This window comes from Pseudoalteromonas sp. P80D2 (genome assembly GCF_036680945.1).
GTDB lineage: Bacteria > Pseudomonadota > Gammaproteobacteria > Enterobacterales > Alteromonadaceae > Pseudoalteromonas > Pseudoalteromonas shioyasakiensis.
Genome location: NZ_JAZDAR010000037.1, coordinates 1 through 25,734, shown reverse-complemented (window position 1 = coordinate 25,734; position 25,734 = coordinate 1). Strand labels below are relative to the sequence as shown.

The window sequence follows — 25,734 nt, the reverse complement described above, 5'->3', positions numbered from 1 at the left end:
AAGCAATGAATGCTATCGATAATGCAGTAAAAAACAGCTTGAGCGGCCGCCTCCCTGTCATTATTTTTATTATGTCGGTGCTGCTTGGTTTAATGGCATTAAAGCAAACCCCTCGTGAAGAAGAGCCGCAAATTGTGGTTCCTATGCTTGATATATATGTGGCAGCACCAAACGTTGAAGCGCCAGAAGTAGCAAGGCTGGTAACTGAACCTTTGGAGAAGTTATTAGCGCAGTTAACGGGCGTTGAGCATATTTACTCGACTACACAAAGTAATGCTGCTGTTGTTACTCTTCGCTTTGAAGTTGGTCACGACCGTGAGCAAGCCATTCTCGACACTTACGCTAAACTCTATAGCTATCAACACACTATGGCGTCAGTGATCAGCTCATGGCAAATACGTCCGGTTGAAGTGAACGACGTGCCAATAGTAATGCTGGGCTTATTTAGTAAAGATCCAAAACTTTACGATGATTATCAACTAACCCGCTTTGCTAACGAAATCGCTAACAGTTTACAGCGCATCGAAAATACCAGCGAAGTGAAAGTGATTGCAGGTAGAACTCGTCAATTAACGATTAACCTTGATGCAAGTGCCCTTGCTGCACACCAAACAACATTAACCGATGTGTATTATGCGCTTAGCGTATCTAACCAATTAGTGAATGTGGGCAGCGTTGTTGAGGGTAAGCAGCAAATTGCCTTACAAGTGGGTGATGTTTTACGCTCTCAATCTGCGATTGAACGGCTTGTTGTCAATGTGGTTAATGGTAAGAGTGTTTACCTAAGTGATGTGGCCCAGGTGAGTGATGGGCCAAGCGAAGCACAAAGTTATCAATGGTTGGCTCATTCAGATAATCAGCAACAACTTCCTTTAGTCACAATTAGTGTCGCTAAACAAGCAGGTACCAATGCGGTAGCTGTAGCCAATGAAGTGCACAGCATGATGGATAGCTTATCGGCTAATCTACTACCAGATGAACTGGGCTACACCGTACTGCGTGACTATGGCCAAACCGCGAATGAAAAAGTAAATAACCTTACATCGAGCTTAATGTTTGCAGTATTTACCGTGGTTATTTTTGTTGGCGTATTTTTAGGTTGGCGACCAGCGATTGTGGTGGGGCTAGCGGTACCTATTTGCTACGGCATCACCCTGACACTTGATTTTGCCTTTGGCTATACGATTAACCGAGTCACGCTGTTTGCATTAATACTTTCTTTAGGTTTATTGGTTGATGATCCCATTACTGGGATAGACAACATAAGTCGCTTTTTAACAAAAAAAGGCGATAAAAAACAACGCATAGTTGATGCCATGAGCGAAATTCGTGTGGCGCTGTTTATGTCTACATTGACCATTATGGTGGCATTTATCCCACTTGCATTTATCACCGGCATGATGGGGCCGTATATGGCACCGATGGCATTCAATGTACCGGTCAGTGTGATGGTTTCAACCATAGTGGCATTTTTTGTCACGCCATGGTTAGCCATGAAATTACTTAAAGCGCCAGTCGATGACAGCATGCAACTAGAAGCTAATCCCCATAGCTTATACGAGCGCATATTGTCACCATTACTTGAGTCTAAAGGCCGCGCCAAACTCGTTCTATGGACCACATTAGCCTTGTTTGTCGCCAGTGCCATGCTACCCGTAATGCGTGCAGTACCTCTAAAGCTATTACCGTTTGATAATAAAAACGAGTTGCAAGTTTTAATTGATATGCCAGAAGGCACAAGCCTTGAGCAAACCGCCGCTTTTACTCGACAAGTACAAACCATCACTTGGCAATTAAATGAAGTAAGCGAGGCGGCAGCCTACGTTGGTCAGCCATCAAGCATGGACTTTAATGGTATGGTGCGTGGTTATTATCGACGTGAAGCTGCTAATTTAGCTGAGCTCAGAGTATTACTGCTTGATAAAACTGAGCGTGATCATCAATCTCATGGCGTGGTCATGCGCTTGCGTGCCGCATTAGCGCCACTGGCAACCGATGGCATTGTAATTAAAGTGGTTGAAGTACCACCTGGTCCGCCGGTTTTAAGTACCTTAGTGGCCGAAGTTTACAGTGAGCCATTTGTTGATACAGACACTCACTATCAAGCAGCCCTTGCCGTTGCAGCAAGATTAAAGCAAGAGCCGCATGTGGTTGAGGTTGATACCAGTATTGCTGCCAATGCGCCGTTACAACGTTTTGTTACTGATAAAAGTAAAGCGTCATTGTCGGCGGTCTCTACGCAAGATATTGCCCAGACCTTAGCCATTGCCTCGCATGGGCAAAATGCTGGGGTGTTATATGTTAGCGGCGAAACAGATCCTGTCGATATAAAACTGCAACTGCCATATCAAGACCGTAACCAATTTGCTCAATTGCTGGCATTACAAGTTCGTGGTGATAGGGAGCTTGCAAAAACCAGTGACGAATTTGGGCTGCAAAGTGCACCGCGTCCGCTGGTGGCGCTATCTGAGTTAGGTGAATTTCAGCATCAAGAGGTTGCTAAGCCAATTATGCGTAAAGATCAGCGTAATGTTGTGTATGTTATGGCTGAGCTAAATGGCCGTACACCCGCTGAAATTATTGCTGACGTCAATGCCGACTTAGGCATCAGCGCTGACGAATTTAGCCAAACAGATTGGCAAAGTAGGCACTTTTTCAACAATGGTGGTAGCCAAGCTTGGCAATTACCTGCTGGCACTGAAGTGACCTTTAGTGGTGAAGGTGAATGGCGAATTACCATTGATGTATTCAGAGATATGGGTATTGCCTTTGCGTTTGCGCTCACTGCAATTTTCATCATCTTACGCATTCAAACAAACTCTGCGAGTTTGTCACTGATAATCATGTCGGCTATTCCATTAACCGTAATAGGGATCATGCCGGGCTTTTGGCTATTAAATCAATTTGGAGAGCGCAGCATTGCTGGTGCTCATGAGCCGGTGTTATTCACTGCAACAGCCATGATTGGCATGATTGCACTTGCCGGTATTGTGGTTCGTAACTCACTTATTTTAGTTGAGTTTATTAATCAAGCTCGCGGCCAAGGTATGGCAATTAAACAGGCTTTAATCGCCGCAGGCACCGTGCGTATGCGCCCTGTGTTACTGACTGCGGGAACTACTTTATTAGGTAACCTGGTGATCACCCTAGACCCAGTATTTAGCGGTCTAGCGATTGCAATTATTTTTGGTATTGTGGCATCAACATTGTTCTCATTATTTGTTGTGCCGCTGGTTTATTATTTAGTGTTTGCAAAGGATGCAGCCAAAGAGGAACAAGCTCATGCAGGGTAAATCGAAACTTATTGGTTCAATCATCGCGTTATCTGTGATCATTGTGGCGGTACTTTACATGGCGGGCAGTTTCTCTGATAAGCAAGCTGCAGGCATGAAAAACCCATCAGCAAATGATTACACTGGTCAGTTAGTGACTGTGACACTGGCAGATATTGCGCGTGATGAAGTTGTACCGGGCACCGTGATTGCAAAACAAAATACGCAAATTTCATCACGGGTTATGGCACAAGTTGAGCGTTTAAATGTACGCGCTGGCGATACTGTAAAACAAGGTGACGTGCTAATTACCTTACAGCAAGATGACTTTAAAGCAGGACTTGCTCAAAGCGAAGCACAAATAAATGCAATTAATGCCTCGCTGACTCAAGCGGAGAAACAACTAAAGCGTATTAACGACTTATACAAGCAAGGATTGGTATCTGTTAGCGAATACGACGATGCAAAAGCAAGGTTCGATAATTTAACGGCGAACCTAGCAATTGCTAAGCAGCAGCAAACACAAGCGCAAGTTGCATTGAGTTTTACGCAAATTAAAGCGCCGATTTCAGGTGTCGTGGTTGAACGTTTTGCAGAGCCTGGCGATACTGCAACTCCTGGCACGCCATTACTCGCACTGTATAACCCACAGCAATTGCAATTAGCATTTAATGTCAGAGAACAACAAGCAATTAAGTTGAATGTTGGTCAAACTCTAACTGTTAAACTACCTGCTTTATCTACGTCAATGCCTGCCACAGTGACAGAAATTGTGCCGGTTGCTGATAGTGCTGCGCGTAGTATGGAAATCCGTTTAGAAACAGATGCGCAAACTGGATTAATGCCTGGGCTTTATGCGCAATTACAATTACCGCTCGCCACTGAAAAAGGGGTGTTGATTGACTCAAGCTGGGTACATCAATATGGCCAATTGAGTATGGTCTATTTACTTGAAAATAATCAGATAGTGCGCCGCTATGTGCGCCTTGGCGAAATGCTCGATGGACAGCAGCACATCGTTTCAGGTTTAAACCCGGGTGATGTGCTGGCTGTTGATTTTAAAGCTAAATAAAGGTCGCTATTTCATCTAGTGATTTTTTCACTAAGGCATGCTCAGGGATGGTTGCATCTGTGCCTGGGTAGCCTGCAATTAGCAGCATGTAAGGGCGCTCATTATCTTTATCGCGGCCGCAAATTTCGGTTAAAAAGCTCATTGGCTTTGGTGTATGCGTAAGGGTTGCAAGGCCAGCTCTGTGTAGTGCTTGAATTAAAAAGCCGGTTGCTAGGCCAACAGATTCATGAACATAGTAATTGGTATTTTTGTCATCGGCAGAAATACCGCCTTTCTTTTGACTAAACACGGCAATTAGCCAAGGCGCATGCTCAAGGTAGGGCTTACTGGCATCTGTGCCAAGTGGTTTTAAGGCATCTAACCATTCTTCACCTGCGCGACCTTCATAAAATGAGCGCTCTAGTTTTTCAGCGGCTTCTCGAATTTGTTTTTTCACATCGCTGCTGTGTATTGCTACAAAGTGCCAAGGTTGATGATTGGCACCGCTCGGTGCAGTGCCAGCCGCTCTAATACAGGTTTCGATTATTTCTTTTGGCACTGGGCGGTCGCTAAAGCTGCGAATACTGTGGCGACGCTGACTCACGGCTAAAAACTCTTCGGCGCGTTTTAGCATCTCGTCATGAGGGTACTCAATAAAGTCGTTGAGTGGCTGATTTTTGTGTTCTTGCATGGCTTTTCGCTTCTTGTGTGTTGATGATTTTAATTATGAATATGTTGGTTTCGGCGGTACTCTTTTAATTCATTGCTCAACCAATCTTTTGCATTGAGTAACGACCCATTGCTGAGTCTTACTTTATAGGGCTTACCGCTCCATGAGCTTTTACTCGCTAGGTTTTCGATAAATTTTTCTGCAGTTTTTGCATAGCGGGTCGCTTTTCGATACTTCATAGCAAGGTGTTCGGCAGCATCTTGGCTTGAGTGCTCTGTGCCGTTGCGAATAAATACGGCATCGCTTTTAGCAACAAAATCAATGAGGTGATTTATCTCTTGTTCGGGGGTGGCTGCATCACTGAATTGGCTAATGCTCAATAATATTAACGCGATAAACCAATATCCTCTCATACATAATCTCATAGCGTTTGATGCTCTATCGTCAGGGTTGCAATAATTGGGTTATGATCTGAGCTTGCAAGCTCAGGCACAACGGTTGTTTCTATTTTGACACCACGCACCCACACTTGGTCAAGTGCTAATCCAAATGCTTTGGTGCGCTTATCATCTAAATAGATAGCTTCGTGCAAACCTAGTTGGGTTAATGTTTGCTGTAATAAGGCTTGACGCTCATCACTCCAGGTATTGAGATCACCGGCAAATACGATTGGGCCCTTATGCGTTCGCATAATAGCGGCTGCATCGTCGAGCTGTTGCTTAAAGTCACTTACGCCAATCGTAAAGTTAATGGCATGAAGGTTAATACTCAGTAATAACTGTTGATCTGGCAGCGCATACTCCACAATATTGGTGGCTTTTGGGCTACGTAGCCAAGGCTCTTTATGGGTGAGTGTACAATGCACAGTAGCTGGCCAGCGGCTGAGTGTCATAACCCCTGATTGCACGCCGCCACTCTTATACCCTTTAGCAAAGCGCCAATAGGGTTTGAGCTTTGTAAGTGCAGGTTCTTCGATAGCTTCTTGTAGTAACACAATATCAGCATCGGCATTTAGCTTTTGCAAATCTGTGAGTAAGCCATCTATTTGTGCTTTGTAGATATTCCAACTCAATAACTTGAACTGATAGGGCAAAATATAATGTTCAGCATAAGTTTGCATGCGGCTTTGCGCTAATTGCTGTTGGCAATTTGCAAGGTTCACAGCGGTTTTGGTTATACCTTGTTGCTCATCAGAGCTAGGATCGCTTGAAAAGCTATACCAAGACAGCACACTCAAACACACAAGTAATAAAAATATACGCAGATATGCCGTCATAATGACCTTTAGTTACTTTTCTCAAGAGTTAGTCGTCGATAGCCCCAGTTTAGTTCAAAGGCTAAATGTTAGAAACTGTAGTATTTCCTACAATTTCTATACGCTTTCTTACCCAAAATGAGTACTCATATTCTTATACTTACTGAGCTTAACAACTCAGACAAAGGAACTACTCATGAAACAAATGGCCTGTATGCTGCTTGCCTTATCGGTGACAGCGTGTTCATCAGTCACCATAGTGCCAGAAAAAACAACCAATAAATTAGCCACTAAAGCTGATTACCAAGATAGCCGCCCATTCTTTTTGTGGGGCCTCGTTGGTGAAGAACGCGTTGATGTAAAGGCTATTTGCCAAGATAAAAAAGTTGCCCAAATGCAATCGCAACAAACATTCGCTGATGGCGCATTAGGACTCGTTACACTCGGAATTTATGCTCCTCACACAGTAAAAGTATGGTGTGAGCAACAAGCACAGGAGCAACAACTATGAAAAGCCTACTAGTAACAACAGTGTTAGTAGCAACCTTAAGTGGTTGCACAAATATCTACTTTGATAATGGCAGTGCTGCACAAGCCAATAAAGCGCCTGCAACAGAGCAATGGCATCATAACTTTGCCGCAGCGCTTTACGAAGGTTCAAAGCCTGTCGACCTATCTGAGGAGTGCCCTGATTCCGAATGGCAAACTGTTCACACTTATAAGTCGTTCACCAATGGTCTAGCTGAAGCTGCAGTAAACCAAGTTGGGCCTATTTGGTACCCGAAAACAGTTGAAATAAGCTGCGCTCAAGTACCTTATAAGCCAGACTAGTTATTCATAACGCAGTGCATCAATTGGGTTTAAGCGTGCCGCTTTAATAGCGGGCGCTAAGCCAAACACAATACCAATCAATGAAGTAAAGCCAAATGACAGCATAATCGCCCAACCCGGTATGTAGGCATCTGGCATGCTCGGCACTAACACTGATATTAGTGCCGCAGCACCATACCCTATCGCTAAACCAATTAAGCCTCCAAAAAGTGATAGCACCACCGCTTCAACTAAAAATTGCAGCATAATAAAGCCTGGTGTTGCTCCCAATGCTTTTAAAGTGCCGATAACACGTGTGCGTTCTGTTACCGAAACCAGCATGATATTCATCACTCCGATACCACCAACTACCAGGCTGATACCCACTATCCCCGCGGTAATTGCGGTAGCACTACCAGTAAACTTATCGATATTAGCACGGGCTTTTTCGGCTGTTTCAAACTCAAAGTCGTCATCTTCGCCGTCTTTCAGTTTATGTAATTGACGTAAGATACGGCGAATTTTAGCCAGTACTTGCGCTTCGTTAGCATCGTCTTTCAAACGAAACATCATTTGTACATTAGTATCAACACTGCCGCCTTCTAGCGCACTCATGGTACTTATTGGAATATTAATGTAATCGTCTTGGTCAAAACCTAATAAACTACCTTGTTTTTCAGCAACACCAATGATGCGAAACCACTCACCACCGAGTTTAATATATTCGCCTACAGGGTTTTCAGGCAGGTTAAGCTTTTCGATAATTGAAGGTCCAATAAACGCTACTCGACGACGTTTTTCATCATCTTCTGCGCGAATAAACCGCCCGAGTTCTGGGTAGGTGCGATAAGCTTTTTGGTAGTCTTGCTCGGTGCCCATTACCCGTGAAGCATGACTTTTATTGCCATACTCTGCTGCACCAGAAAAGCGCCAAGTAAACATTAGCGCAGTAAAGGTTTCGGCTTCTTTTACGCGTGCTTTTAGAGTTAAAAAGTCGCTGTAGGTTAACTTTGCTTGTTGACCTACCATTTCTTTTTCTACGCTAGTGTAAGGTTTTATATTGGTGACATCGGGAGACATATCAGCAAGCTGATCATTAATTTGCTTGGTAAACCCTTGCATCACTGCCACCACGGTAACAACCGCTGCAACACCAATAATAATGCCTAAGCAGGTAAGGGCACTGCGCATCGCATTGGCTTTAATTGCCATCAGTGCGGCTTTTGTACCTTCCATTACAGCGATAGCAGATTTAAACATGTTGTCTTGTTCCTTCGCCTTTACGGGTATCACTAACAACCTTGCCATCAACTAAGCGAATAACACGTTGGCAGTGATCAGCAATATCTTGTTCATGAGTAACCAAAATGATGGTGTGCCCTTCGTTATGAAGCTCATCAAACAGCGCCATGATTTCAGTGGTGGTTTTACTATCTAGGTTACCGGTAGGCTCATCACCAAGTAGAATATGGGGCTTAGTAACGAGTGCGCGAGCTATAGCGACACGTTGCCGTTGGCCACCAGAAAGCTGGCTTGAAAGGTGGTTTACCTTATCGCCAAGACCAACCCGTTGTAATGATTCGAGCGCTTGTTGCTTTCGCTCTTTGGCAGAAATAAATCGATACACCAAAGGCTGCATAACATTTTCAAGAGCGGATGCTCGTGGTAATAAATTGAAACTTTGAAAAATAAAGCCAACACTTTCATTACGCTGATGAGCAAGCTCCGTTTCGGTCATGCGCTTTACTAACTTATCTTTTAAATAGTAATCACCACTGGTGGGAGTATCTAAACAGCCAAGCAAGTTCATCAGGGTTGATTTACCTGAGCCTGAAGGGCCAATGATGGCAACATACTCATTTTGCGCAATTTCAATATTAATATCATCAAGGGCTTTGAAAACTTGTTCGCCCATTTTGTATTGTTTATTGATATTACTGAGTTTGATCACCGCAGACATTAGTTAGCACCTTTTTCAGGGCTGTTTTTAACGGCTACCGTATCACCCTCTTTTAGTGAGCTAAGTGGTCTAGCTGGGCCAATAACAATACGATCTCCTTTAACAACACCGCTGGTTAGTGCTTGCTCTATATCTGAAGAAATACCAACCGTTACTGCTGTTTTAGTTACTGTATTATCTGCGTTAAGCTTCCAGACAAAGTAGCTATCATCCTCTTTTTGAATAGCTTCAATAGGCAGTTTTAAGCCATTTTCGGCAATGCTTGTGGCGATTTCTGCGCGGCAGCTCATTCCGGCATAAAGCTGGCGGTCAGTGGCATCAAGCAGTACTTTGACTTTAAATGATAAGCCCTGAGAACCGGCTTGATTTTTTGCTGATGTGCCAATGTTTATTACTTTGCCAGTGAAAGGTTGATTTGGGTAAGCGGCGGCATAGATATCTGCATGTTGGTCTAGTTTGATACCGGCAATATCGGTCTCATCAACTCGAAGCTCAGCTAATATTGCGCTGGGGTCTGCTACTAACATCAGGTCTGAGCCAATAATGTTAGTTGTTCCCGCAATAACAGTTTCACCTTCTTTAATATTGACCGAAGCAAGTAGGCCACTCATTGGAGCGCGAAACACGCTTTTATTTAAACGGTCTTCAGCAATCAATAATGATGCTTGGGCTTGGTTGTAAGCTTCACGTTTTGCTTCAATATCTATTTTTGCTAAATCGCGGGCATTTTGTAGGTTTTCATACACTTCTTGGCCAGCAAGGCCAACTTCATAAAGCTCTTTTTGGCGGCTTAATTGACGCTCTATATTTTTTAATCGGGTTTCGCTATGCTTAATGTCGATTTCGGTCGCGCGAAGCACGGCTTTGTTGCGGGCAACTTCAGATTCAAACGCGGTCGTATCTAGGCGCATTAAAATATCGCCCTCAGTGACACTTTCACCTTCCTCTACAAACACTTTCGCTACACGGCCTGTCACTTCTGAGCGCAGTTGCACTTGGGTGTTAAAGACTAGGTTGCCAGAGGCTAAAATTGAATCGGCAATATTGCCTTGTTCAACTTCTGCAATATGCATTTCTGGTGCATCTTTATTGCCTGTGACTTGTTTTGAAATCAGTAAAGCGACAAATGCCGTAACAGCGAGGCCAATAATAATGGCTTTTTTCATGTTACTTCCTTGGTAGTTAAGAGCGGCATATTGCCGCTCAAAGCAGAATTAAACGAGAGCGATTACAGTCCAAATACCGTAAATAACAATACTTGGTAGAGCTGCAAACAGTAGCGCTTTATTGAAAGTGAAATTAGTCCAGCTCTTTAAACCGATAGCTGCGATGAAAATACCCCAAATAGAAAAGATATTGAGACTTTCAAGTAAGGTGTAAAATGGGTGGCCAATTTCTAAACCAATTAAAAGTTGGTTAATCGAAGCATAGTTAAATAACGTCTGTGAGATTTGGTCGGTACTCGCAGTTAATACTAAGATGAGTAAACCAAGACTTGAGATAATCATTGGCATCATGGTCCACACACCAAAGCCATACCACGCACCATAACCGTAGTTAGCTTCTGGATCTTGCTTAGATACAAATAGGTAGTAGCCTGCCATTAGAGCATTAATAACAGCCAAACCAATGATGCCACCAAATATAGCAAACCATACTTGCATATCTATGGTTTGCTCCATGCTTTGGCGAATCATTTTTTGTTCTGCAATTGTGGCATCAACACTGGCTGCAGCCACTTGTTGATCGATTAAAAACTGCGGGTCAGCTTTATTGTAAAAAGCAAACATGCTGGCAGCGAGGATGCCTGCAAGTAAAATAAAGGCAACAAAAGACCAACCTTTTGCTTCTTTTAAACCGTTAAAGGCTTTATTCGGGCTGATAAAAATATCAACCAAAGCAGTCATGACATTTGATGATTTCATTTTTTATTCCTTGTTTTATAACATTTGTTTTTAGGTACTAAAATATCCTGTTTAGTAACAAATTAGCAATTTGTTTTGTAACTGTATGTTAACAGCTGTGATTAGTAAATCTGTGATATGGTTAAAAGATTAATTTGAGTCGAATTTATTAGGAATAGTAGGTCGTTATGGTGAATAGCAATGGTCGTTGTATTGATGAGTTGGTATTAGGGTTCTGGCGCTTGCTAGATTGGCAAATAACGCCACAGCAATGCTTAAGTTTTTTAGAAAATGCAATCGATATGGGAGTTTCACATACTGATCATGCTGACATCTACGGTGAATACGGTTGTGAAGCCGAATTTGGTAAAGCACTTAAACTAAAACCAAGTATTCGTGATGAAATCAAAATAATCACTAAATGTGGTATTAAGCCTGCGTTTGCAAGCCTAGGATTACAAGGCAAAGCAAACCATTATGATTCAAGTGCCGCGCATATAATTGCCTCAGCACAGCAGTCACTTAAAAACTTCAACACTGATCGTTTAGATGTATTACTTATCCATCGCCCTGATTACTTAATGAACGCCGATGAAATGGCACAAGCATTTAATACCCTAAAAGCAAATGGTGACGTGATTGATTTTGGTGTATCTAATTTTACCCCATCGCAACTTAGCTTGTTGCAGTCGCGTTTAGACTTTGAGCTTGTGACTAATCAAATTGAGTTTTCACCTTACGAAATGAAAGCCCTTGATGATGGAAGCTTAGACCAATGCCAATTGCTCGATATCAAACCTATGCTTTGGTCACCATTAGCTGGGGGTCGTATATTCTCAAGTGATGATGAAAAAGCGGTGCGTTTACGTGCAGTGTTGGAGCAGGTTGGTGCTGAAATTGGCGCCACAGCCATTGATCAAGTTGTTTATGCTTGGCTGTTAATGCACCCAAGTGCACCGTCTGTGGTACTTGGTACGGGTAATATTGAGCGTGTTAAATCAGCTGTTGAAGCTAAGCAGCTTACTATGAACCGTGAACAATGGTATCGCATTTGGCAAGGCTCAACCGGGCATAGTGTGCCTTAATATATAGCCCAAAACGAGAAAAGGGCCTTAACGGCCCTTCGTGTTGCAGCAAGTAACACATTCTTTATAAAGTGAAGTCAACCGCGTAAGCGACATACACTTTTACATCTGAACCATCAATGTCGTTGTCTGAAAGACCGAAAGTAAAGCCGTCTTTCGACACTGAAACACCGTAGTCGATGATGTCATCATCACCAATGAAATCCCCTGAGTAATGACCTAAGTGAAGGGCCATTTCTGCACCGGTACTGCCAACTGGGAAACTGTAGTCAGCATTTAAATATAGAGAGTCACCAAAATCTGTACCGTCACCGCTTGCTGCTGATGTTGCTAGGACTGCTGCACCAAAGGTGAAGCTACCCATGCTAATGCTACCGTAGATTTCTGAGAAGTCTGCATCTGTGTAAGACGCTGCATCTGGGTATGCATAATAAATGTAGCCAACATCGTAGCTAAAGGTTTCATTGATTTCACCGCCAAAACCAGCATAAAGGTCTAGCTCGTAAGTCATGTCGTCAGCCCAGCTAGCATTCGATACCCAAGTACCCGCATAAAAGCCAGATTCACTTGCGTAGTCGATACCACCTTGGATTGCAGCATCACCGCCGGTTTGTTCTTGACCACGCCATAAGTAGTTTGAAGTTGCCGCAGCGTTTGCTGTGACTTCTGCATAGCTATATGTTGAGCTCAAAGTTAATAGCGCAAGGGCGCTTGCTGCGACCGTTTTTTTTAGTTTTAGCATGTTTCTGTATCCTGTTGTTATGTTGATTTTGTCCCATTTTCAGATTGCAGTCTGGTTATTATTTGAGGACATTTTCTATGTGTTGTCTGGATACGATATTGCACTGGTTGTGCCAAGTTAATTTCGAACGGGATATTTTATGCTTAAAGGCTTTAAAAACAGGCTTTTAAACTTGTTTAATTGTGAAAAGGATGGTTATTTGAATTGTTCATGCGCACATGTGTGGTGCAAAAAATAACCCGGTTGCACAATTGCGAAGCAACCGGGTTTTGCTTATTTGAGAGTAACTTAGCCGAAAATTGCACGCATTAGAGTAATGGTTTCTTCAACACTGCGGCCTTTTTCAACTTCACTGATGATTGAATCGCGCTTAGCTTTGATATGTTCAGGGATATCATCACTTGCTAATGCTCGGTCCACCAGTATCTCTGCTGATTCTTTGCCACGGCGTACGGTCTTTTTACCTGCTGAGCTTGTGGTACTCTTAGGTTTGTTTAACAACTTAATATAGTTAGAGTTATCAGCGGTACTTTTATCTGCATAATAAAAGAAGCTAGGCAATAGGGCTTTGATTTCAACCAGAGATTGTTCAAGCTCATTTGCTGCACTGGCCATTTTGAACCAAGGCATACTATGAATGGCTTCAACAACATCTTGCCAGTAGCGCTCAAAATCGCGGTTATTTAGCTTAGTAATGCCTAATGCCGCACAAAGGGCATCAAGTTTACTATTTACGATTGGTGTAAACACGTCAGGTCGGCGCATCGCAAGTAAGCGAGTAGCAGGAGCAAGCGTTGGCTTTTCATCGCTGCCATTAAATGCCATGAAGTAAGCAACCATAAAATGCTGATAATGTTCTTGCGTTACTTCACCCTCAAGTGGAATGTGTACAAGCGCCTCATCGAACGCACCTGGTAAATCACTCAACATTTGGTGGAAACCTTTTGCGTTCTTAGTAGAAGCAAACCATTCAACGTCGAAGTTATAGCTGCTTGGATCAAGCGAGGCACTGTGTTTACCTGAAAACGCTAAACGGTCTTCTGGGATCATCTCTTTTAGGGATTGCGATTTAATTGCAGCAATGTAATTAGCTAAACGTAATTGCTCATCAAGGGCTACAAGCTCTTTATGCTGCTCGATAAAGCCTGCGATTACAGGCCATGGCGCAACCCTTAATGTTTTTAACTGCAAAAAGCTGATTGCAGAAATTAATAAATCATGAAGTTTTTTAAGTGTCGGTAATTGCTTATCTTCTAACAGATCGTAGTTAATGCGATCGCGGCTTGCACTTAATAGCTCATAGCACCAACCTAAAAAGTCTTCAGGATGGTTTTCTACTTTAACTGCCATAAGGTTTAAGCTGATATCAGAGGCTTGCTTGAGGATATTTTGATAAATTTGACTTTCTTGCTCGCCAAGCGCCATTTTTGACGGTGAAATAAGCAGTTTCTTCATGCTTAATCGATACTCCAGTTTTGACCAAATTGGGTTGTTTAATTTTAGTACACAGGGTGCAAAAACAACAGGGTCGTGCATCATACCGAAGTAATGAAATGATGCAATCTTACTGATAATTTATAAGTAAGATTGCGACTGATGTGGTTTATTAATCATTGTCATCGAGTGTAAATAATTGCTCAACACTGAGTTCAAAGTGAGCAGCAATTTTTAACGAGATAATCACTGAGGGTATAAAGCGGCCAAGGGATTTTTGTAACCTATAGGTATCAAAAAGTTTCAGCGCTGATTCATATTCTTGTACCTAAGCTTGTTTACAAACCTTTTTATGTGTTGGGCAATGCAATTGCGCCTAACTCCCGCTATGATATGAACATTGTTTGCCCATTTTTAAGGATGATTATGAAAACCTTACTGAAAATCGTTGGTGTCATCTTCGTATTACTGATTGCATTGGTAGTCGCAGCACCATTCCTAATACCTACAGACGCGATATTTAATAAAGTATCGGAGCAAGTAGAACAAACCACAGGTCGTAGTCTGACTATTAATGGCGATAAAAAGCTGTCGGTATTTCCATCATTAAAACTCGAATTGAATGATGTGCACTTTGCCAATATGCAAACTGGCTCGCAAAAAGATATGGCAAGCATGCAGCAACTTGCTATCCGTATCCCGTGGATGTCGTTATTTGGCGGTGAGTTTAAACTTGATAAATTCGTTATTAACGAACCAACAATTTTGTTAGAAACCGATAAAAATGGTAAAGCAAACTGGCAATTATTTGATGCGGTTGCTGAGCAACCACAGACAGAGCAGCAAAAGAGTTCTGGCGCTGTTAACTTACCAGATAACTTTGATATCGAACTTGGTGAAGTAGCAATCTACGGTGGTACTTTCACTTATCTAGATGGCAAAACCGGAGCAAAGCAACAGATAAGCGATTTAGAATTAGCAATCTTATTACCTTCTCTTCGTAAGACCTTAGAATTAAAAGGCGGTATTACCTATATGGGTGAGCGCTTTGATTTAGATGTCACGCTAGATACACCTGTTAAAGCGATTGAAGGCGAAACCTTTAATGTAAGCACTGAGGTTGATTCACGCTTAGTCGATTTAAATTTTAAAGGTGCAATTGCAGAAATGGGTAATGACGTGCAAGGGCTTCTTTCTGTAAGTGGTGACTCAGTAAAAAATATTGCGAGTTGGCAAGGTGTTGAGCTTAATGCAAAAGAAAATGCGTTTAATGCCTTTAATGTAAAGGGTTCAATGCACCTAAAAGGACAGCAGTTTAAGCTTACTGAGCTACTTGCCACCCTAGATGAGCTGCAAATTAAAGGTAAAAGCGATATTAAGCTTGGTGACCGCTTAGCTGTGAATGCCGATATTGATTTAGGCATGCTTGATTTAAACCCTTACCTACCAGAGGGCGTAGCTAAAGAAGAACAAGCAGAGCCTGCAGCAGATGCGCCAGCACAACCAATTGTTTGGGATGATACTGCAATTGATATGAGCGGCTTAAATGCACTTGATGCAAATGTAGTCGTGCGTTCAAGTGGCTTACAAGCAAATGATATTACCCTTGGTGAAAACCAGTTAACGGTGAACCTAAAAAATGCAGTGGCTAAAATCAGTCTAGATAAGTTTGTTGCTTATGAGGGCAATGGTAAAGGTGTGATAACCGTTAACGCCAAGCAAACACCTTATAAAATTAGTACTAACTTTTCTTTAGATAAAATTGATGCACAGCCATTACTAACTGATGCGGCTGGTTTCGATAAGTTAATGGGTAAAGGTTCTCTAAACTGGGATCTAACGACCACAGGTCAAAGCCAAAAGAGCTTTATCAATGCTTTAAATGGTAAGTTAGGCTTTGAGTTTGCTGATGGTGCGGTAAAAGGTGCCAATATTGCAGAGATGGTTCGTAAAGCAAAAGAGCTTATCAAAGGTAACTTAAGCGCAGTATCAGAAGGTTTAGATACTGGCTTTGATAACTCACAGCAAACAGACTTCTCAGCATTGCAGGGCAGTTTTGTATTCACTAACGGTGTTGGTGAAAATAAAGACTTGTCACTACTTAGCCCGCTTATTCGCATTACAGGCTCAGGTAAAGTTGATTTACCTATGACGAATGTAGACTATCGCTTGGTAACGGGGATTGTTGATTCAATCGAAGGGCAAGGCACGACCGATGATAGTACAGGCTTTAAAATTCCACTGCGTATCAAAGGCCCATTCCATGATGTTGGTTATAGCTTAGATGTCAGTGATGCGGCTAAAGAAGAAGTCAAAGAAAAAGCTAAAGATAAAATCAAAGACAAATTAAAAGGTCTATTTGGTAATTAATAAAAATTTAATTAAAGTCAAAAACAGGGCGCATTTGCGCCCTGTTTGTTTTATAATCAATAACAAACCAGCAAGCTGCTGTAATTCCTCAATGCAGGCATTACGATTAATTCCAAATTAATTAAAAAATAACCTACCACTTCCTTGCCATTGCTGCTACAATTGCCCGCCCTTAAGAGACAACTTGCTTGTTTTTTGAGTGGAATTTAACCGAAATGTCTTGATTTTAAACAAAATTAAGGCGTGTTGTAATTTCTACACCGGAGGTCATTAACATGATCCAAATGCAAACTCAGCTGGACGTTGCTGATAACAGCGGCGCTCGCAAAGTGCAGTGTATTAAAGTCCTTGGCGGTTCGCACCGTCGCTATGCAGCGGTTGGCGATATCATCAAAGTTTCTGTAAAAGAAGCTATTCCTCGCGGTAAAGTGAAGAAAGGTGATGTTAAAAACGCGGTAGTTGTGCGTACTAAAAAAGGCGTTCGTCGTCCGGACGGTTCTTTGATCCGTTTCGATAGCAATGCGGCTGTTATCTTAAACGATAACTTACAGCCAATTGGTACTCGTATCTTCGGCCCTGTGACTCGTGAACTTCGTACTGAAAAGTTCATGAAAATCGTTTCACTAGCACCAGAAGTACTATAAGGAGTCTATCATGGCAGCAAAAATCCGTCGTGATGACGAAGTAATCGTACTAGCAGGCAAAGACAAAGGTAAGCGCGGTAAAGTGCTTTCAGTTGTTGCTGAATCTGGTCGAGTATTTGTCGAAGGCATCAACTTAATCAAGAAGCACCAAAAGCCTGTTCCTCAGTTGAACCAAGCTGGCGGTATTGTTGAGAAAGAAGCGTCTATCGACGTATCAAACGTTGCGATCTACAACTCGGAAACGGGTAAAGCAGATCGTGTAGGTTTCAAGATTGAAGATGGTAAGAAATTACGTATCTTTAAATCTACTGGTAAAACTATCTAATAGTTGGAGTAGAATGATGGCGAAACTGCATGAAGTATATAAAGACAAAGTAGTTGCTGAGCTTCAAGAGAAGTTTGGTTTCAGCTCTGTCATGCAAGTCCCTCAGATCGAAAAGATCACATTAAACATGGGTGTGGGCGAAGCTCTAGCTGACAAGAAGATCCTAGATAACGCTGTTGCGGATCTAGAAGCAATCTCTGGTCAGAAACCTCTAATCACTAAAGCACGCAAATCAGTTGCTGGCTTCAAAGTGCGTGAAGGTTACCCAATTGGTTGTAAAGTAACCCTACGTGGCGAGCGTATGTGGGACTTTTTTGAGCGTTTGGTTTCAATCGCTATCCCGCGTATCCGTGACTTCCGTGGTGTAAGTGCTAAGTCTTTTGATGGACGTGGTAACTACAGCATGGGCGTACGTGAGCAAATCATCTTCCCAGAAATCGATTATGATAAAGTAGACCGTGTTCGCGGTATGGATATCACAATCACTACTTCTGCGAAAACAGATGATGAAGGCCGTGCGTTGTTAGAAGCGTTTAACTTCCCATTCAAGAAATAAGGGTAGGGTTATGGCAAAGAATTCTATGAAAGCGCGCGAAGCAAAGCGTGCGAAATTAGTTGCTCAGTTCGCTGAAAAGCGTGCGGCACTAAAAGCTATCATCAGTGATGTTAATACATCTGACGATGATCGTTGGGACGCGGTATTAAAGCTACAAGCTTTACCACGTGATTCTAGCTCTTCACGTCAACGTAATCGTTGTAACGTTACGGGCCGCCCACATGGTTACCTTCGCAAATTCGGCATGAGCCGTATCAAAGTTCGCGAAGCAGCTATGCGCGGTGAAATTCCTGGCCTTAAAAAGGCTAGCTGGTAATAGTATCACGGGAGTAAGACTATGAGCTTGCAAGATCCTATTGCGGATTTGTTTACACGTATCCGTAACGGTCAGTCAGCGAAGAAAGTATCAGTAACGATGCCAACTTCAAAACTGAAAGTAGCAGTAGCTAAAGTATTAAAAGATGAAGGTTATATCGCAGATTACGCTGTAAGCGGTGAAGCGAAGCCTGAGCTTTCTATCGATTTAAAATATTTCGAAGGCAAAGCTGTTATTGAAAATATCCAGCGTGTTAGCCGCCCTGGTCTACGTATCTATAAGAAACGTGACGAATTACCAAAGGTAATGGGTGGTCTTGGTATCGCTATCGTATCAACTTCTAAAGGCCTAATGACAGACCGCGCAGCACGTAGTGCCGGCGTTGGTGGTGAGATCATTGGCTTTGTAGCTTAATCGGAGGGGAACTATGTCTCGCATAGCAAAGGCACCAATCAATGTTCCTGCCGGTGTAGAAGTTACATTAAAAGGCCAGGACATCACAGTTAAAGGCAAAAACGGTGAATTAACTCGTACTATCAACGACGCTGTTGAAGTACAAGTTAACGACAACGTTATTACAACTTTACCTCGTGAAGGCGTAGCTAATGCATGGGCACAAGCAGGTACTGCTCGCGCTCTAATCAACAACATGGTTGTTGGTACGCATGAAGGTTACGAGAAGAAACTTCAGTTAGTAGGTGTTGGTTACCGTGCAGCAGCTAAGGGCAAAGTATTAGACTTAACTCTTGGTTTCTCACACCCAGTGAATTTCGAAGTACCAGAAGGTATTACGATTGAAACACCAAGCCAAACAGAAGTTCTAGTTAAGGGCGTAGACAAGCAGTTAGTTGGTCAAACAGCTGCTAACATCCGTGCATACCGTAAACCTGAGCCTTATAAAGGTAAAGGTGTTCGTTACGCGGACGAGAATGTACGCCGTAAAGAGGCTAAGAAGAAGTAAGGTAAGACGATGGATAAAAAAACAGCTCGTCTACGTCGTGCTAAGCGCACTCGTAGAAATTATATTGAACAAGGCACAACGCGTCTTGTTATCCACCGCACGCCACGTCACATTTACGCTCAAGTAGTTACTGCTGAGGGTACTGTACTGGCTGCTGCTTCTACTGTTGAAAAAGCAATTAGCGAAACAGTTAAAGGCACAGGTAACGTTGCAGCTGCTCAAGCAGTTGGTAAAGCGGTTGCTGAACGTGCAGCTGACAAAGGCATCGAAAAGATTGCTTTTGATCGCAGTGGCTTTAAATATCACGGCCGTGTGAAGGCGCTTGCTGATGCAGCGCGTGAAGCCGGTCTGCAATTCTAGGAGTAGACAATGGCTAACGTAGAAGCAAAGCAACAACAGCCTGATTTGGCTGAAAAGCTAATCGCGGTAAACCGTGTGTCTAAAGTGGTTAAAGGTGGTCGTATCTTTAGCTTCACTGCACTAACAGTAGTTGGTGACGGCGCAGGTAAAGTAGGTTTTGGTTATGGTAAAGCACGTGAAGTTCCAGCTGCTATTCAAAAAGCAATGGAAAAAGCACGTCGCAACATGATCAGTGTAGACCTTAACGGTAACACGCTACAGCACCCAATCAAGGGTCGCCACGCGGGTTCTAAAGTATACATGCAGCCTGCTTCTGAAGGTACAGGTATCATCGCCGGTGGTGCGATGCGTGCAGTACTAGAAGTAACTGGTGTACAGAACGTATTGTCAAAAGCATACGGTTCAACTAACCCGATCAACATCGTTCGTGCAACGATTGCTGCTCTAGAGAACATGAACTCTCCAGAGTCAATCGCTGCTAAACGTGGTCTTAGCGTTGACGAAATCACGGGGTAAACCATGGCTAATAAAACTGTAAAAGTAACACAAGTAAAGAGCTCTATCGGTCGTTTACCGAAGCATAAAGCTACATTACGCGGTCTTGGTCTACGTCGTATCAATCACACTGTTGAGTTAGAAGACACAGCATGTGTGCGTGGTATGATTAACCAAGTTTCTTACATGGTAAAGGTTGAGGGTTAATTCGATGCATTTGAATACACTTTCACCTGCTGCTGGTGCAAAAACTGAAAAGAAACGTCTAGGTCGTGGTATTGGTTCTGGTCTTGGTAAGACTGGTGGCCGTGGTCATAAAGGCCAAAAATCACGTTCTGGCGGTAAAGTACGCGTTGGTTTCGAAGGCGGTCAAATGCCTATGCAACGTCGTCTACCTAAATTTGGTTTCACTTCACGTAAATCATTAGTATCTACTGAAGTTAACCTTTTTGAAATCGCTAAAGTTGAAGGCGATGTAGTAGACGTAAACGCGTTACAAGCAGCTGGTCTAGTTAAAAAGAACATCCAGTTCGTTAAAGTAGTTAAATCTGGCGAAGTTTCACGCGCAGTTACCGTTAAAGGTCTTAAAGTGACTAAAGGTGCTCGCGAAGCTATCGAAGCTGCCGGAGGCAAGGTAGAAGACTAAGGAAGTACTAATGGCTAAACCAGGTCAAGATATGAAAAGTGCACAAAGTGGGCTTTCGGAATTGAAGCGTCGATTACTATTTGTATTAGGTGCTATCATTATTTACCGTCTAGGTTCATTCGTGCCGATCCCTGGGATTGACGCCGCTGTACTTGCCGATTTCTTCGAGCAACAAAAGGGCACCATTGTTGAAATGTTTAACATGTTCAGCGGTGGTGCGCTTGAGCGAGCTTCAGTGTTAGCACTGGGTATTATGCCGTACATCTCGGCTTCGATTATTACGCAACTATTAACGCATATGTATCCGCCGTTTATAGAGCTTAAGAAAGAAGGTGAGCAAGGGCGTAAGAAAATTAGCCAGTACACACGCTACGGCACGCTTGTGCTTGCTACAATCCAATCAATCGGTATTGCTACTAGCTTACCGGGCATGATGGACGGGTTAGTTGTTAACCCTGGTATCGGTTTCTACTTCACTGCTGTAGTGAGTTTAGTAACTGGTACTATGTTCCTAATGTGGTTGGGCGAACAAATTACAGAACGTGGTATCGGTAACGGTATCTCAGTTCTGATTTTTGTTGGTATCGTAGCTAACCTGCCGTCTGCTATTGGTTCGACAGCCGAAATGGCGCGCCAAGGTGATCTGAATGTACTTGTACTGTTATTGATTGCTGTAATCGTATTCGCTGTTACTTACTTAGTTGTATTCTTTGAACGTGGCCAACGTCGTATCGTTGTTAACTACGCAAAGCGTCAACAAGGTCGTCAGGTATTTGCTGCTCAAAGCACGCACTTACCACTGAAAGTAAACATGGCGGGTGTTATTCCACCAATCTTCGCTAGCAGTATAATTCTGTTCCCTGGTACAATTGCAAGCTGGTTCGGCCAGGGTGAAGGTCCGGTCGCTGATGTGCTACAAGCAATCGCTACAACGTTGACTCCAGGTCAACCTTTATATGCGATGGTTTTAGCTGCGGCTATTATCTTCTTCTGCTTTTTCTACACCGCGTTGGTATTTAACCCGCGTGAAACAGCAGATAACCTGAAAAAATCTGGCGCATTTATCCCAGGTATTCGTCCAGGTGAGCAGACATCTAAATACATTGATAAAGTGATGACACGCCTGACATTGGCAGGTGCTTTGTATATAACCTTTATCTGTCTGGTGCCCGAATTCATGACTATGGCATGGCAAACGCCATTCTATTTCGGCGGTACATCAATTTTGATTATCGTTGTTGTAATCATGGACTTTATGGCACAAGTACAGACGCATCTGATGTCACATCAGTATGATTCTGTGCTGAAAAAAGCAAACCTTAAAGGCTACGGTCGATAAGGTCATTTTACGGAGTTGAGCAATGAAAGTACGTGCTTCCGTTAAGAAAATATGCCGTAACTGTAAAGTTATTAAACGTGCTGGTGTAGTACGCGTAATTTGCAGTGAGCCTAAGCACAAGCAAAGGCAAGGCTAATTAAACAGTCGTGCAGGCTGAGTTATTTACTCGGCCTGTGTTTTTAGTTGTGATTTGGTCTTCGTTTGAGTATCCTTACGGGCTTTTCAAACAGATGATTACCAAATTCAAATATAGGAGATGTGTTAGTGGCCCGTATCGCTGGCATTAACGTCCCTGATCATAAACATGCAGTTATCGGTTTAACTGCTATTTATGGCATAGGTAAGACTCGCTCTAAGGAAATCTTAGCAGCGACTGGTATCGCCGAGACCACAAAAATCGGTGAACTTTCAGACGAAACACTTGACGTATTGCGTGAAGCAGTTGGCAAGTACACTGTAGAAGGTGACCTTCGTCGTGAAGTTACATTAAATATCAAGCGCCTTATGGACCTTGGTTGTTTCCGTGGCCTACGTCACCGTCGTTCGTTACCACTACGTGGTCAACGTACTAAGACTAACGCGCGTACTCGTAAGGGTCCTCGCAAGCCTATCAAGAAATAAGGTGGGGTAGATTATGGCTAAAGCACCAATTCGTCGTAAGAAGGTTAAAAAGCAAGTTGCTGATGGTATGGCTCACGTTCATGCTTCTTTCAACAACACTATTGTAACAATTACCGACCGTCAAGGTAATGCACTATCTTGGGCAACAGCAGGTGGTTCAGGTTTCCGTGGTTCACGTAAATCTACTCCATTCGCGGCTCAGGTTGCTGCAGAGCGTGCAGGTACTGCTGCTCAAGAATACGGTTTAAAAAATCTAGAAGTTTTCATCAAAGGTCCAGGTCCAGGTCGTGAATCTGCTGTACGTGCTTTGAATGCTGCTGGTTACCGTATCACCAACATCACTGACGTGACGCCAATCCCTCATAATGGTTGTCGTCCACCGAAGAAACGTCGCGTTTAACAATAGGTTAGGAGAAATAACATGGCAAGATATTTGGGCCCTAAGCTCAAGCTGAGTCGTCGTGAAGGTACTGACCTGTTCCTTAAGAGCGGCGTAAGAGCTATCGACTCTAAGTGTAAACTTGAGACTGCACCTGGTCAGCACGGCGCTCGTAAAGGTCGCTTATCTGATTACGGTTTACAGCTACGTGAAAAGCAAAAAGTACGTCGTATCTACGGTGTATTAGAAAAGCAATTCCGTAACTACTACAAAGAAGCTGCTCGCCTTAAAGGTAATACAGGTGAAAACTTGTTACAGCTTTTAGAGCAACGTTTAGACAATGTTGTATATCGCATGGGTTTTGCTAGCACACGCGCTGAAGCACGTCAGTTAGTAAGCCACAAAGCGATTTTAGTTAATGGTCGTGTAGTGAACATCCCTTCATACGTAATTACTCCAGAAGATACTGTTGTAATTCGTGAGAAGTCAAAAACACAAGCACGTATCATCGCTGCTCTAGAGTTGGCTGAGCAACGTGAAAAGCCGACTTGGGTTGAAGTTGACGGTAAGAAAATGGAAGGTAGCTTCAAGCGCCTACCTGAGCGTTCAGATCTGTCTGCGGACATTAACGAACAACTAATCGTCGAACTTTACTCTAAGTAAAGTTAAGAGTTAAGAGAGGATAAAATGCAGGGTTCTGTTACCGAATTCCTAAAACCAAGGTTAGTCGATATCGACGCTATCAACCCAACGCGTTCTAAAGTAGTTTTAGAACCATTAGAGCGTGGCTTCGGTCACACTTTGGGTAATGCCTTACGCCGTATACTGTTATCATCTATGCCTGGATGTGCAGTAACTGAAGTAGAAATCGACGGTGTATTGCATGAGTACAGCGCGAAAGAGGGCGTACAAGAAGACATCATTGAAATTCTGTTAAACCTTAAAGGTCTAGCAGTAACTTTAGAAGGCAAAGATGAAGTTTTTCTGACCCTGACTAAATCTGGTGTAGGCCCTGTGACTGCGGCTGATATTCAGCACGATGGTGATGTAACAATTGCCAACCCAGATCACGTTATCTGTCACCTTACGACAGATAGCAGCGAGATCAGCATGCGTATTCGTGTTGAGCGCGGTCGCGGTTATGTGCCGGCATCTAGTCGTTTATCCTCTGATGACGATGAGCGTCCAATTGGTCGTCTGCTGCTTGATGCATCATTCAGCCCAGTTGAACGTATTGCGTACTCGGTTGAATCAGCCCGTGTTGAGCAACGTACAGACTTAGACAAGTTAATCATTGATATGGAAACAAACGGCACTTTAGATCCTGAAGAAGCGATCCGCCGTGCGTCTACTATCTTAGCTGAGCAATTAGATGCATTCGTAGATTTACGTGATGTAACTGAGCCAGAAGAGAAAGAAGAGAAGCCAGAATTCGATCCTATTCTGCTTCGTCCAGTTGATGATCTTGAGCTAACAGTACGTTCAGCAAACTGTTTGAAAGCCGAGCAAATTCAATATATCGGTGATTTAGTTCAGCGCACTGAAGTTGAGCTTCTTAAAACGCCTAACTTAGGTAAGAAGTCTCTAACTGAAATTAAAGACGTGCTAGCTTCACGTGGTCTTTCTCTAGGTATGCGCCTAGAAAATTGGCCGCCTGCAAGCCTAGCTGAATAATCTAAATCACTATATTAGTTTAGTTAGAAGGATAGGGTCATGCGCCATCGTAAGAGTGGTCGTCAATTAAACCGTAACAGCAGCCATCGCAAAGCGATGTTCAGCAACATGGCTGGTTCTTTGGTGAAACATGAAATCATCAAAACAACTTTGCCTAAAGCTAAAGAGTTGCGCCGTGTAATTGAACCTTTAATCACACTGGCTAAGACTGACAGTGTAGCAAACCGCCGTTTAGCGTTTGCTCGCACGCGTGATAATGAAGTAGTTGGTAAATTATTCAGCGAAATCGGTCCACGTAATACAGACCGTCCTGGTGGTTACACTCGTATTCTTAAGTGTGGCTTCCGTGCTGGTGATAATGCACCAATGGCTTATATTGAACTAGTTGGTCGCCCAGCGACAAACGAAGAAGTTCAAGAAGACGCGCAGTCTGCAGAGTAAGTCGTAAAGACACCAAAAAGCCGAGCTTATGCTCGGCTTTTTACTTTCTAAAATTCACTACTAAAAATTCACTACCAATAAAACAGCTCTATCAACCCCAAACATTACCATACAACCTTGAAGCACCTAGCACCTAGCACCTAGCACCTAGCAATTAAGATCACATATAAAGATCAATTCGCGTTCTTTAATAGTTAAATCATCTTCTATACAACTTAAAAACAAGCTCATTTATAAAATACACTGCCTAAATAGCCATAATACGAGTAATTTAGTGCTATTTTCACCCGTTTCGTTCGTATTTTGCACGAACAGTCATTTTTTTCATAAAAACTTCAAAAAACAGTTGATCTCAATTCGGATCTCCCTATAATGCGCATCCACCGACACGGCGGACTGCTTACAAAAAAGCAAAACGACGAGT

The 25,734-nt window shown here is 42.9% G+C and carries 32 protein-coding genes; 23 read left to right on the top strand and 9 right to left on the bottom strand.

What is annotated here, in order from left to right; genetic code table 11:
- The first annotated feature begins 5 nt into the window (after positions 1-5).
- Entirely contained in the window at positions 6-3,293 is a 3,288-nt protein-coding gene (locus VRK28_RS10405; RefSeq protein ID WP_332393884.1) for an efflux RND transporter permease subunit, read from the top strand.
- On the top strand, positions 3,283-4,344 hold the full coding sequence (locus tag VRK28_RS10400; RefSeq protein WP_130167414.1) for an efflux RND transporter periplasmic adaptor subunit: 1,062 nt from the start codon (positions 3,283-3,285) through the stop codon (positions 4,342-4,344). The genes VRK28_RS10405 and VRK28_RS10400 overlap by 11 nt, the downstream gene beginning before the upstream one ends.
- Here the strand turns inward: VRK28_RS10400 and VRK28_RS10395 are convergent.
- Genes VRK28_RS10395 through VRK28_RS10385 form a run of 3 tightly spaced genes read right to left on the bottom strand, consistent with a single transcriptional unit; the run spans position 4,337 to position 6,269 of the window.
- Positions 4,337-5,014, bottom strand: coding sequence for a nitroreductase family protein (locus VRK28_RS10395; RefSeq protein ID WP_055198623.1), 678 nt, complete (start codon positions 5,012-5,014; stop codon positions 4,337-4,339). The genes VRK28_RS10400 and VRK28_RS10395 overlap by 8 nt on opposite strands.
- A 29-nt stretch (positions 5,015-5,043) precedes the next feature.
- Complete coding sequence (locus VRK28_RS10390; protein WP_240701518.1) at positions 5,044-5,406, bottom strand: DUF5329 domain-containing protein; 363 nt, start codon at positions 5,404-5,406, stop codon at positions 5,044-5,046.
- 8 nt (positions 5,407-5,414) lie between these two features.
- Positions 5,415-6,269 carry an endonuclease/exonuclease/phosphatase family protein gene (locus VRK28_RS10385; RefSeq protein WP_063530015.1) on the bottom strand — a complete coding sequence of 285 codons (855 nt, stop codon included), beginning with the start codon at positions 6,267-6,269 and terminating at the stop codon, positions 5,415-5,417.
- A 175-nt stretch (positions 6,270-6,444) separates the two neighbouring features.
- Here VRK28_RS10385 and VRK28_RS10380 point away from each other — a divergent pair, with 175 nt between their 5' ends.
- Positions 6,445-6,759, top strand: a complete 315-nt coding sequence (locus VRK28_RS10380) for a Bor family protein (protein WP_054554401.1) — start codon at positions 6,445-6,447, stop codon at positions 6,757-6,759.
- Complete coding sequence (locus VRK28_RS10375) at positions 6,756-7,079, top strand: Bor/Iss family lipoprotein (protein ID WP_063530016.1); 324 nt, start codon at positions 6,756-6,758, stop codon at positions 7,077-7,079. Before VRK28_RS10380 ends, VRK28_RS10375 begins: the two co-directional genes overlap by 4 nt.
- On the opposite strand, the gene VRK28_RS10370 is transcribed toward VRK28_RS10375, so the two are convergent.
- The 4 genes from VRK28_RS10370 to VRK28_RS10355 are packed head-to-tail and all read right to left on the bottom strand — an operon-like array spanning position 7,080 to position 10,943.
- Positions 7,080-8,318 (bottom strand): ABC transporter permease, encoded by a 1,239-nt coding sequence (locus tag VRK28_RS10370; protein ID WP_063530017.1) that lies wholly within the window; start codon positions 8,316-8,318, stop codon positions 7,080-7,082.
- Positions 8,311-9,018 (bottom strand): ABC transporter ATP-binding protein, encoded by a 708-nt coding sequence (locus VRK28_RS10365; protein WP_054562823.1) that lies wholly within the window; start codon positions 9,016-9,018, stop codon positions 8,311-8,313. The genes VRK28_RS10370 and VRK28_RS10365 overlap by 8 nt, the downstream gene beginning before the upstream one ends.
- The gene (locus VRK28_RS10360; protein ID WP_251604009.1) at positions 9,018-10,184 is read right to left on the bottom strand and encodes an efflux RND transporter periplasmic adaptor subunit; all 1,167 of its coding nucleotides are present in this window, start codon (positions 10,182-10,184) and stop codon (positions 9,018-9,020) included. Before VRK28_RS10360 ends, VRK28_RS10365 begins: the two co-directional genes overlap by 1 nt.
- A gap of 48 nt (positions 10,185-10,232) precedes the next feature.
- Positions 10,233-10,943 (bottom strand): YIP1 family protein, encoded by a 711-nt coding sequence (locus VRK28_RS10355; protein WP_332393883.1) that lies wholly within the window; start codon positions 10,941-10,943, stop codon positions 10,233-10,235.
- A 170-nt stretch (positions 10,944-11,113) separates the two neighbouring features.
- Between VRK28_RS10355 and VRK28_RS10350 the strand changes: the two genes are divergently transcribed.
- Complete coding sequence (locus VRK28_RS10350; RefSeq protein ID WP_442961232.1) at positions 11,114-12,007, top strand: aldo/keto reductase; 894 nt, start codon at positions 11,114-11,116, stop codon at positions 12,005-12,007.
- Positions 12,008-12,071: 64 nt separating this feature from the next.
- On the opposite strand, the gene VRK28_RS10345 is transcribed toward VRK28_RS10350, so the two are convergent.
- Both VRK28_RS10345 and VRK28_RS10340 read right to left on the bottom strand, forming a co-directional pair.
- Positions 12,072-12,749 carry a TorF family putative porin gene (locus tag VRK28_RS10345; protein ID WP_130049946.1) on the bottom strand — a complete coding sequence of 226 codons (678 nt, stop codon included), beginning with the start codon at positions 12,747-12,749 and terminating at the stop codon, positions 12,072-12,074.
- A gap of 288 nt (positions 12,750-13,037) precedes the next feature.
- Positions 13,038-14,204 (bottom strand): hypothetical protein, encoded by a 1,167-nt coding sequence (locus VRK28_RS10340; RefSeq protein WP_054563031.1) that lies wholly within the window; start codon positions 14,202-14,204, stop codon positions 13,038-13,040.
- Between the two features lie 405 nt (positions 14,205-14,609).
- Between VRK28_RS10340 and VRK28_RS10330 the strand changes: the two genes are divergently transcribed.
- The 18 genes from VRK28_RS10330 to rplQ all read left to right on the top strand — a co-directional run bounded on the left by VRK28_RS10330 (position 14,610) and on the right by rplQ (position 25,310).
- Complete coding sequence (locus VRK28_RS10330) at positions 14,610-16,553, top strand: AsmA family protein (RefSeq protein ID WP_062564823.1); 1,944 nt, start codon at positions 14,610-14,612, stop codon at positions 16,551-16,553.
- 275 nt (positions 16,554-16,828) lie between these two features.
- Complete coding sequence (gene rplN / locus VRK28_RS10325) at positions 16,829-17,197, top strand: 50S ribosomal protein L14 (RefSeq protein ID WP_010378257.1); 369 nt, start codon at positions 16,829-16,831, stop codon at positions 17,195-17,197.
- Positions 17,198-17,207: 10 nt separating this feature from the next.
- Complete coding sequence (rplX, locus tag VRK28_RS10320; protein WP_054554391.1) at positions 17,208-17,522, top strand: 50S ribosomal protein L24; 315 nt, start codon at positions 17,208-17,210, stop codon at positions 17,520-17,522.
- Positions 17,523-17,538: 16 nt separating this feature from the next.
- Positions 17,539-18,078, top strand: coding sequence for a 50S ribosomal protein L5 (gene rplE, locus VRK28_RS10315; protein WP_054554390.1), 540 nt, complete (start codon positions 17,539-17,541; stop codon positions 18,076-18,078).
- A 10-nt stretch (positions 18,079-18,088) separates the two neighbouring features.
- Complete coding sequence (gene rpsN, locus VRK28_RS10310) at positions 18,089-18,394, top strand: 30S ribosomal protein S14 (RefSeq protein WP_054554389.1); 306 nt, start codon at positions 18,089-18,091, stop codon at positions 18,392-18,394.
- Between the two features lie 21 nt (positions 18,395-18,415).
- Positions 18,416-18,808 carry a 30S ribosomal protein S8 gene (rpsH, locus tag VRK28_RS10305; RefSeq protein WP_054554388.1) on the top strand — a complete coding sequence of 131 codons (393 nt, stop codon included), beginning with the start codon at positions 18,416-18,418 and terminating at the stop codon, positions 18,806-18,808.
- Between the two features lie 13 nt (positions 18,809-18,821).
- Positions 18,822-19,355, top strand: coding sequence for a 50S ribosomal protein L6 (gene rplF, locus VRK28_RS10300; protein WP_054554387.1), 534 nt, complete (start codon positions 18,822-18,824; stop codon positions 19,353-19,355).
- A 9-nt stretch (positions 19,356-19,364) separates the two neighbouring features.
- A complete protein-coding gene (rplR, locus tag VRK28_RS10295) occupies positions 19,365-19,715 on the top strand; it encodes a 50S ribosomal protein L18 (RefSeq protein ID WP_036974021.1) in 351 nt (116 codons plus the stop codon).
- A gap of 9 nt (positions 19,716-19,724) precedes the next feature.
- On the top strand, positions 19,725-20,231 hold the full coding sequence (rpsE, locus tag VRK28_RS10290) for a 30S ribosomal protein S5 (protein WP_036974018.1): 507 nt from the start codon (positions 19,725-19,727) through the stop codon (positions 20,229-20,231).
- A gap of 3 nt (positions 20,232-20,234) precedes the next feature.
- Positions 20,235-20,417 (top strand): 50S ribosomal protein L30, encoded by a 183-nt coding sequence (gene rpmD / locus VRK28_RS10285; protein WP_016710201.1) that lies wholly within the window; start codon positions 20,235-20,237, stop codon positions 20,415-20,417.
- Between the two features lie 4 nt (positions 20,418-20,421).
- Positions 20,422-20,856: a 50S ribosomal protein L15 gene (gene rplO, locus VRK28_RS10280; RefSeq protein ID WP_054554386.1), complete on the top strand. Its 435-nt coding sequence runs from the start codon at positions 20,422-20,424 to the stop codon at positions 20,854-20,856.
- Positions 20,857-20,866: 10 nt separating this feature from the next.
- On the top strand, positions 20,867-22,195 hold the full coding sequence (secY, locus tag VRK28_RS10275) for a preprotein translocase subunit SecY (RefSeq protein ID WP_036974013.1): 1,329 nt from the start codon (positions 20,867-20,869) through the stop codon (positions 22,193-22,195).
- Positions 22,196-22,217: 22 nt separating this feature from the next.
- Positions 22,218-22,331 (top strand): 50S ribosomal protein L36, encoded by a 114-nt coding sequence (gene rpmJ, locus VRK28_RS10270; protein ID WP_002959476.1) that lies wholly within the window; start codon positions 22,218-22,220, stop codon positions 22,329-22,331.
- Positions 22,332-22,459: 128 nt separating this feature from the next.
- Positions 22,460-22,816, top strand: coding sequence for a 30S ribosomal protein S13 (gene rpsM / locus VRK28_RS10265; protein WP_054562818.1), 357 nt, complete (start codon positions 22,460-22,462; stop codon positions 22,814-22,816).
- Between the two features lie 13 nt (positions 22,817-22,829).
- Complete coding sequence (rpsK, locus tag VRK28_RS10260; RefSeq protein ID WP_036974009.1) at positions 22,830-23,216, top strand: 30S ribosomal protein S11; 387 nt, start codon at positions 22,830-22,832, stop codon at positions 23,214-23,216.
- Positions 23,217-23,237: 21 nt separating this feature from the next.
- On the top strand, positions 23,238-23,858 hold the full coding sequence (gene rpsD / locus VRK28_RS10255) for a 30S ribosomal protein S4 (protein WP_036974007.1): 621 nt from the start codon (positions 23,238-23,240) through the stop codon (positions 23,856-23,858).
- A 24-nt stretch (positions 23,859-23,882) separates the two neighbouring features.
- A complete protein-coding gene (locus VRK28_RS10250) occupies positions 23,883-24,869 on the top strand; it encodes a DNA-directed RNA polymerase subunit alpha (RefSeq protein WP_004589198.1) in 987 nt (328 codons plus the stop codon).
- A 39-nt stretch (positions 24,870-24,908) separates the two neighbouring features.
- Positions 24,909-25,310 carry a 50S ribosomal protein L17 gene (rplQ, locus tag VRK28_RS10245; RefSeq protein ID WP_004589197.1) on the top strand — a complete coding sequence of 134 codons (402 nt, stop codon included), beginning with the start codon at positions 24,909-24,911 and terminating at the stop codon, positions 25,308-25,310.
- Positions 25,311-25,734: the final 424 nt, after the last annotated feature.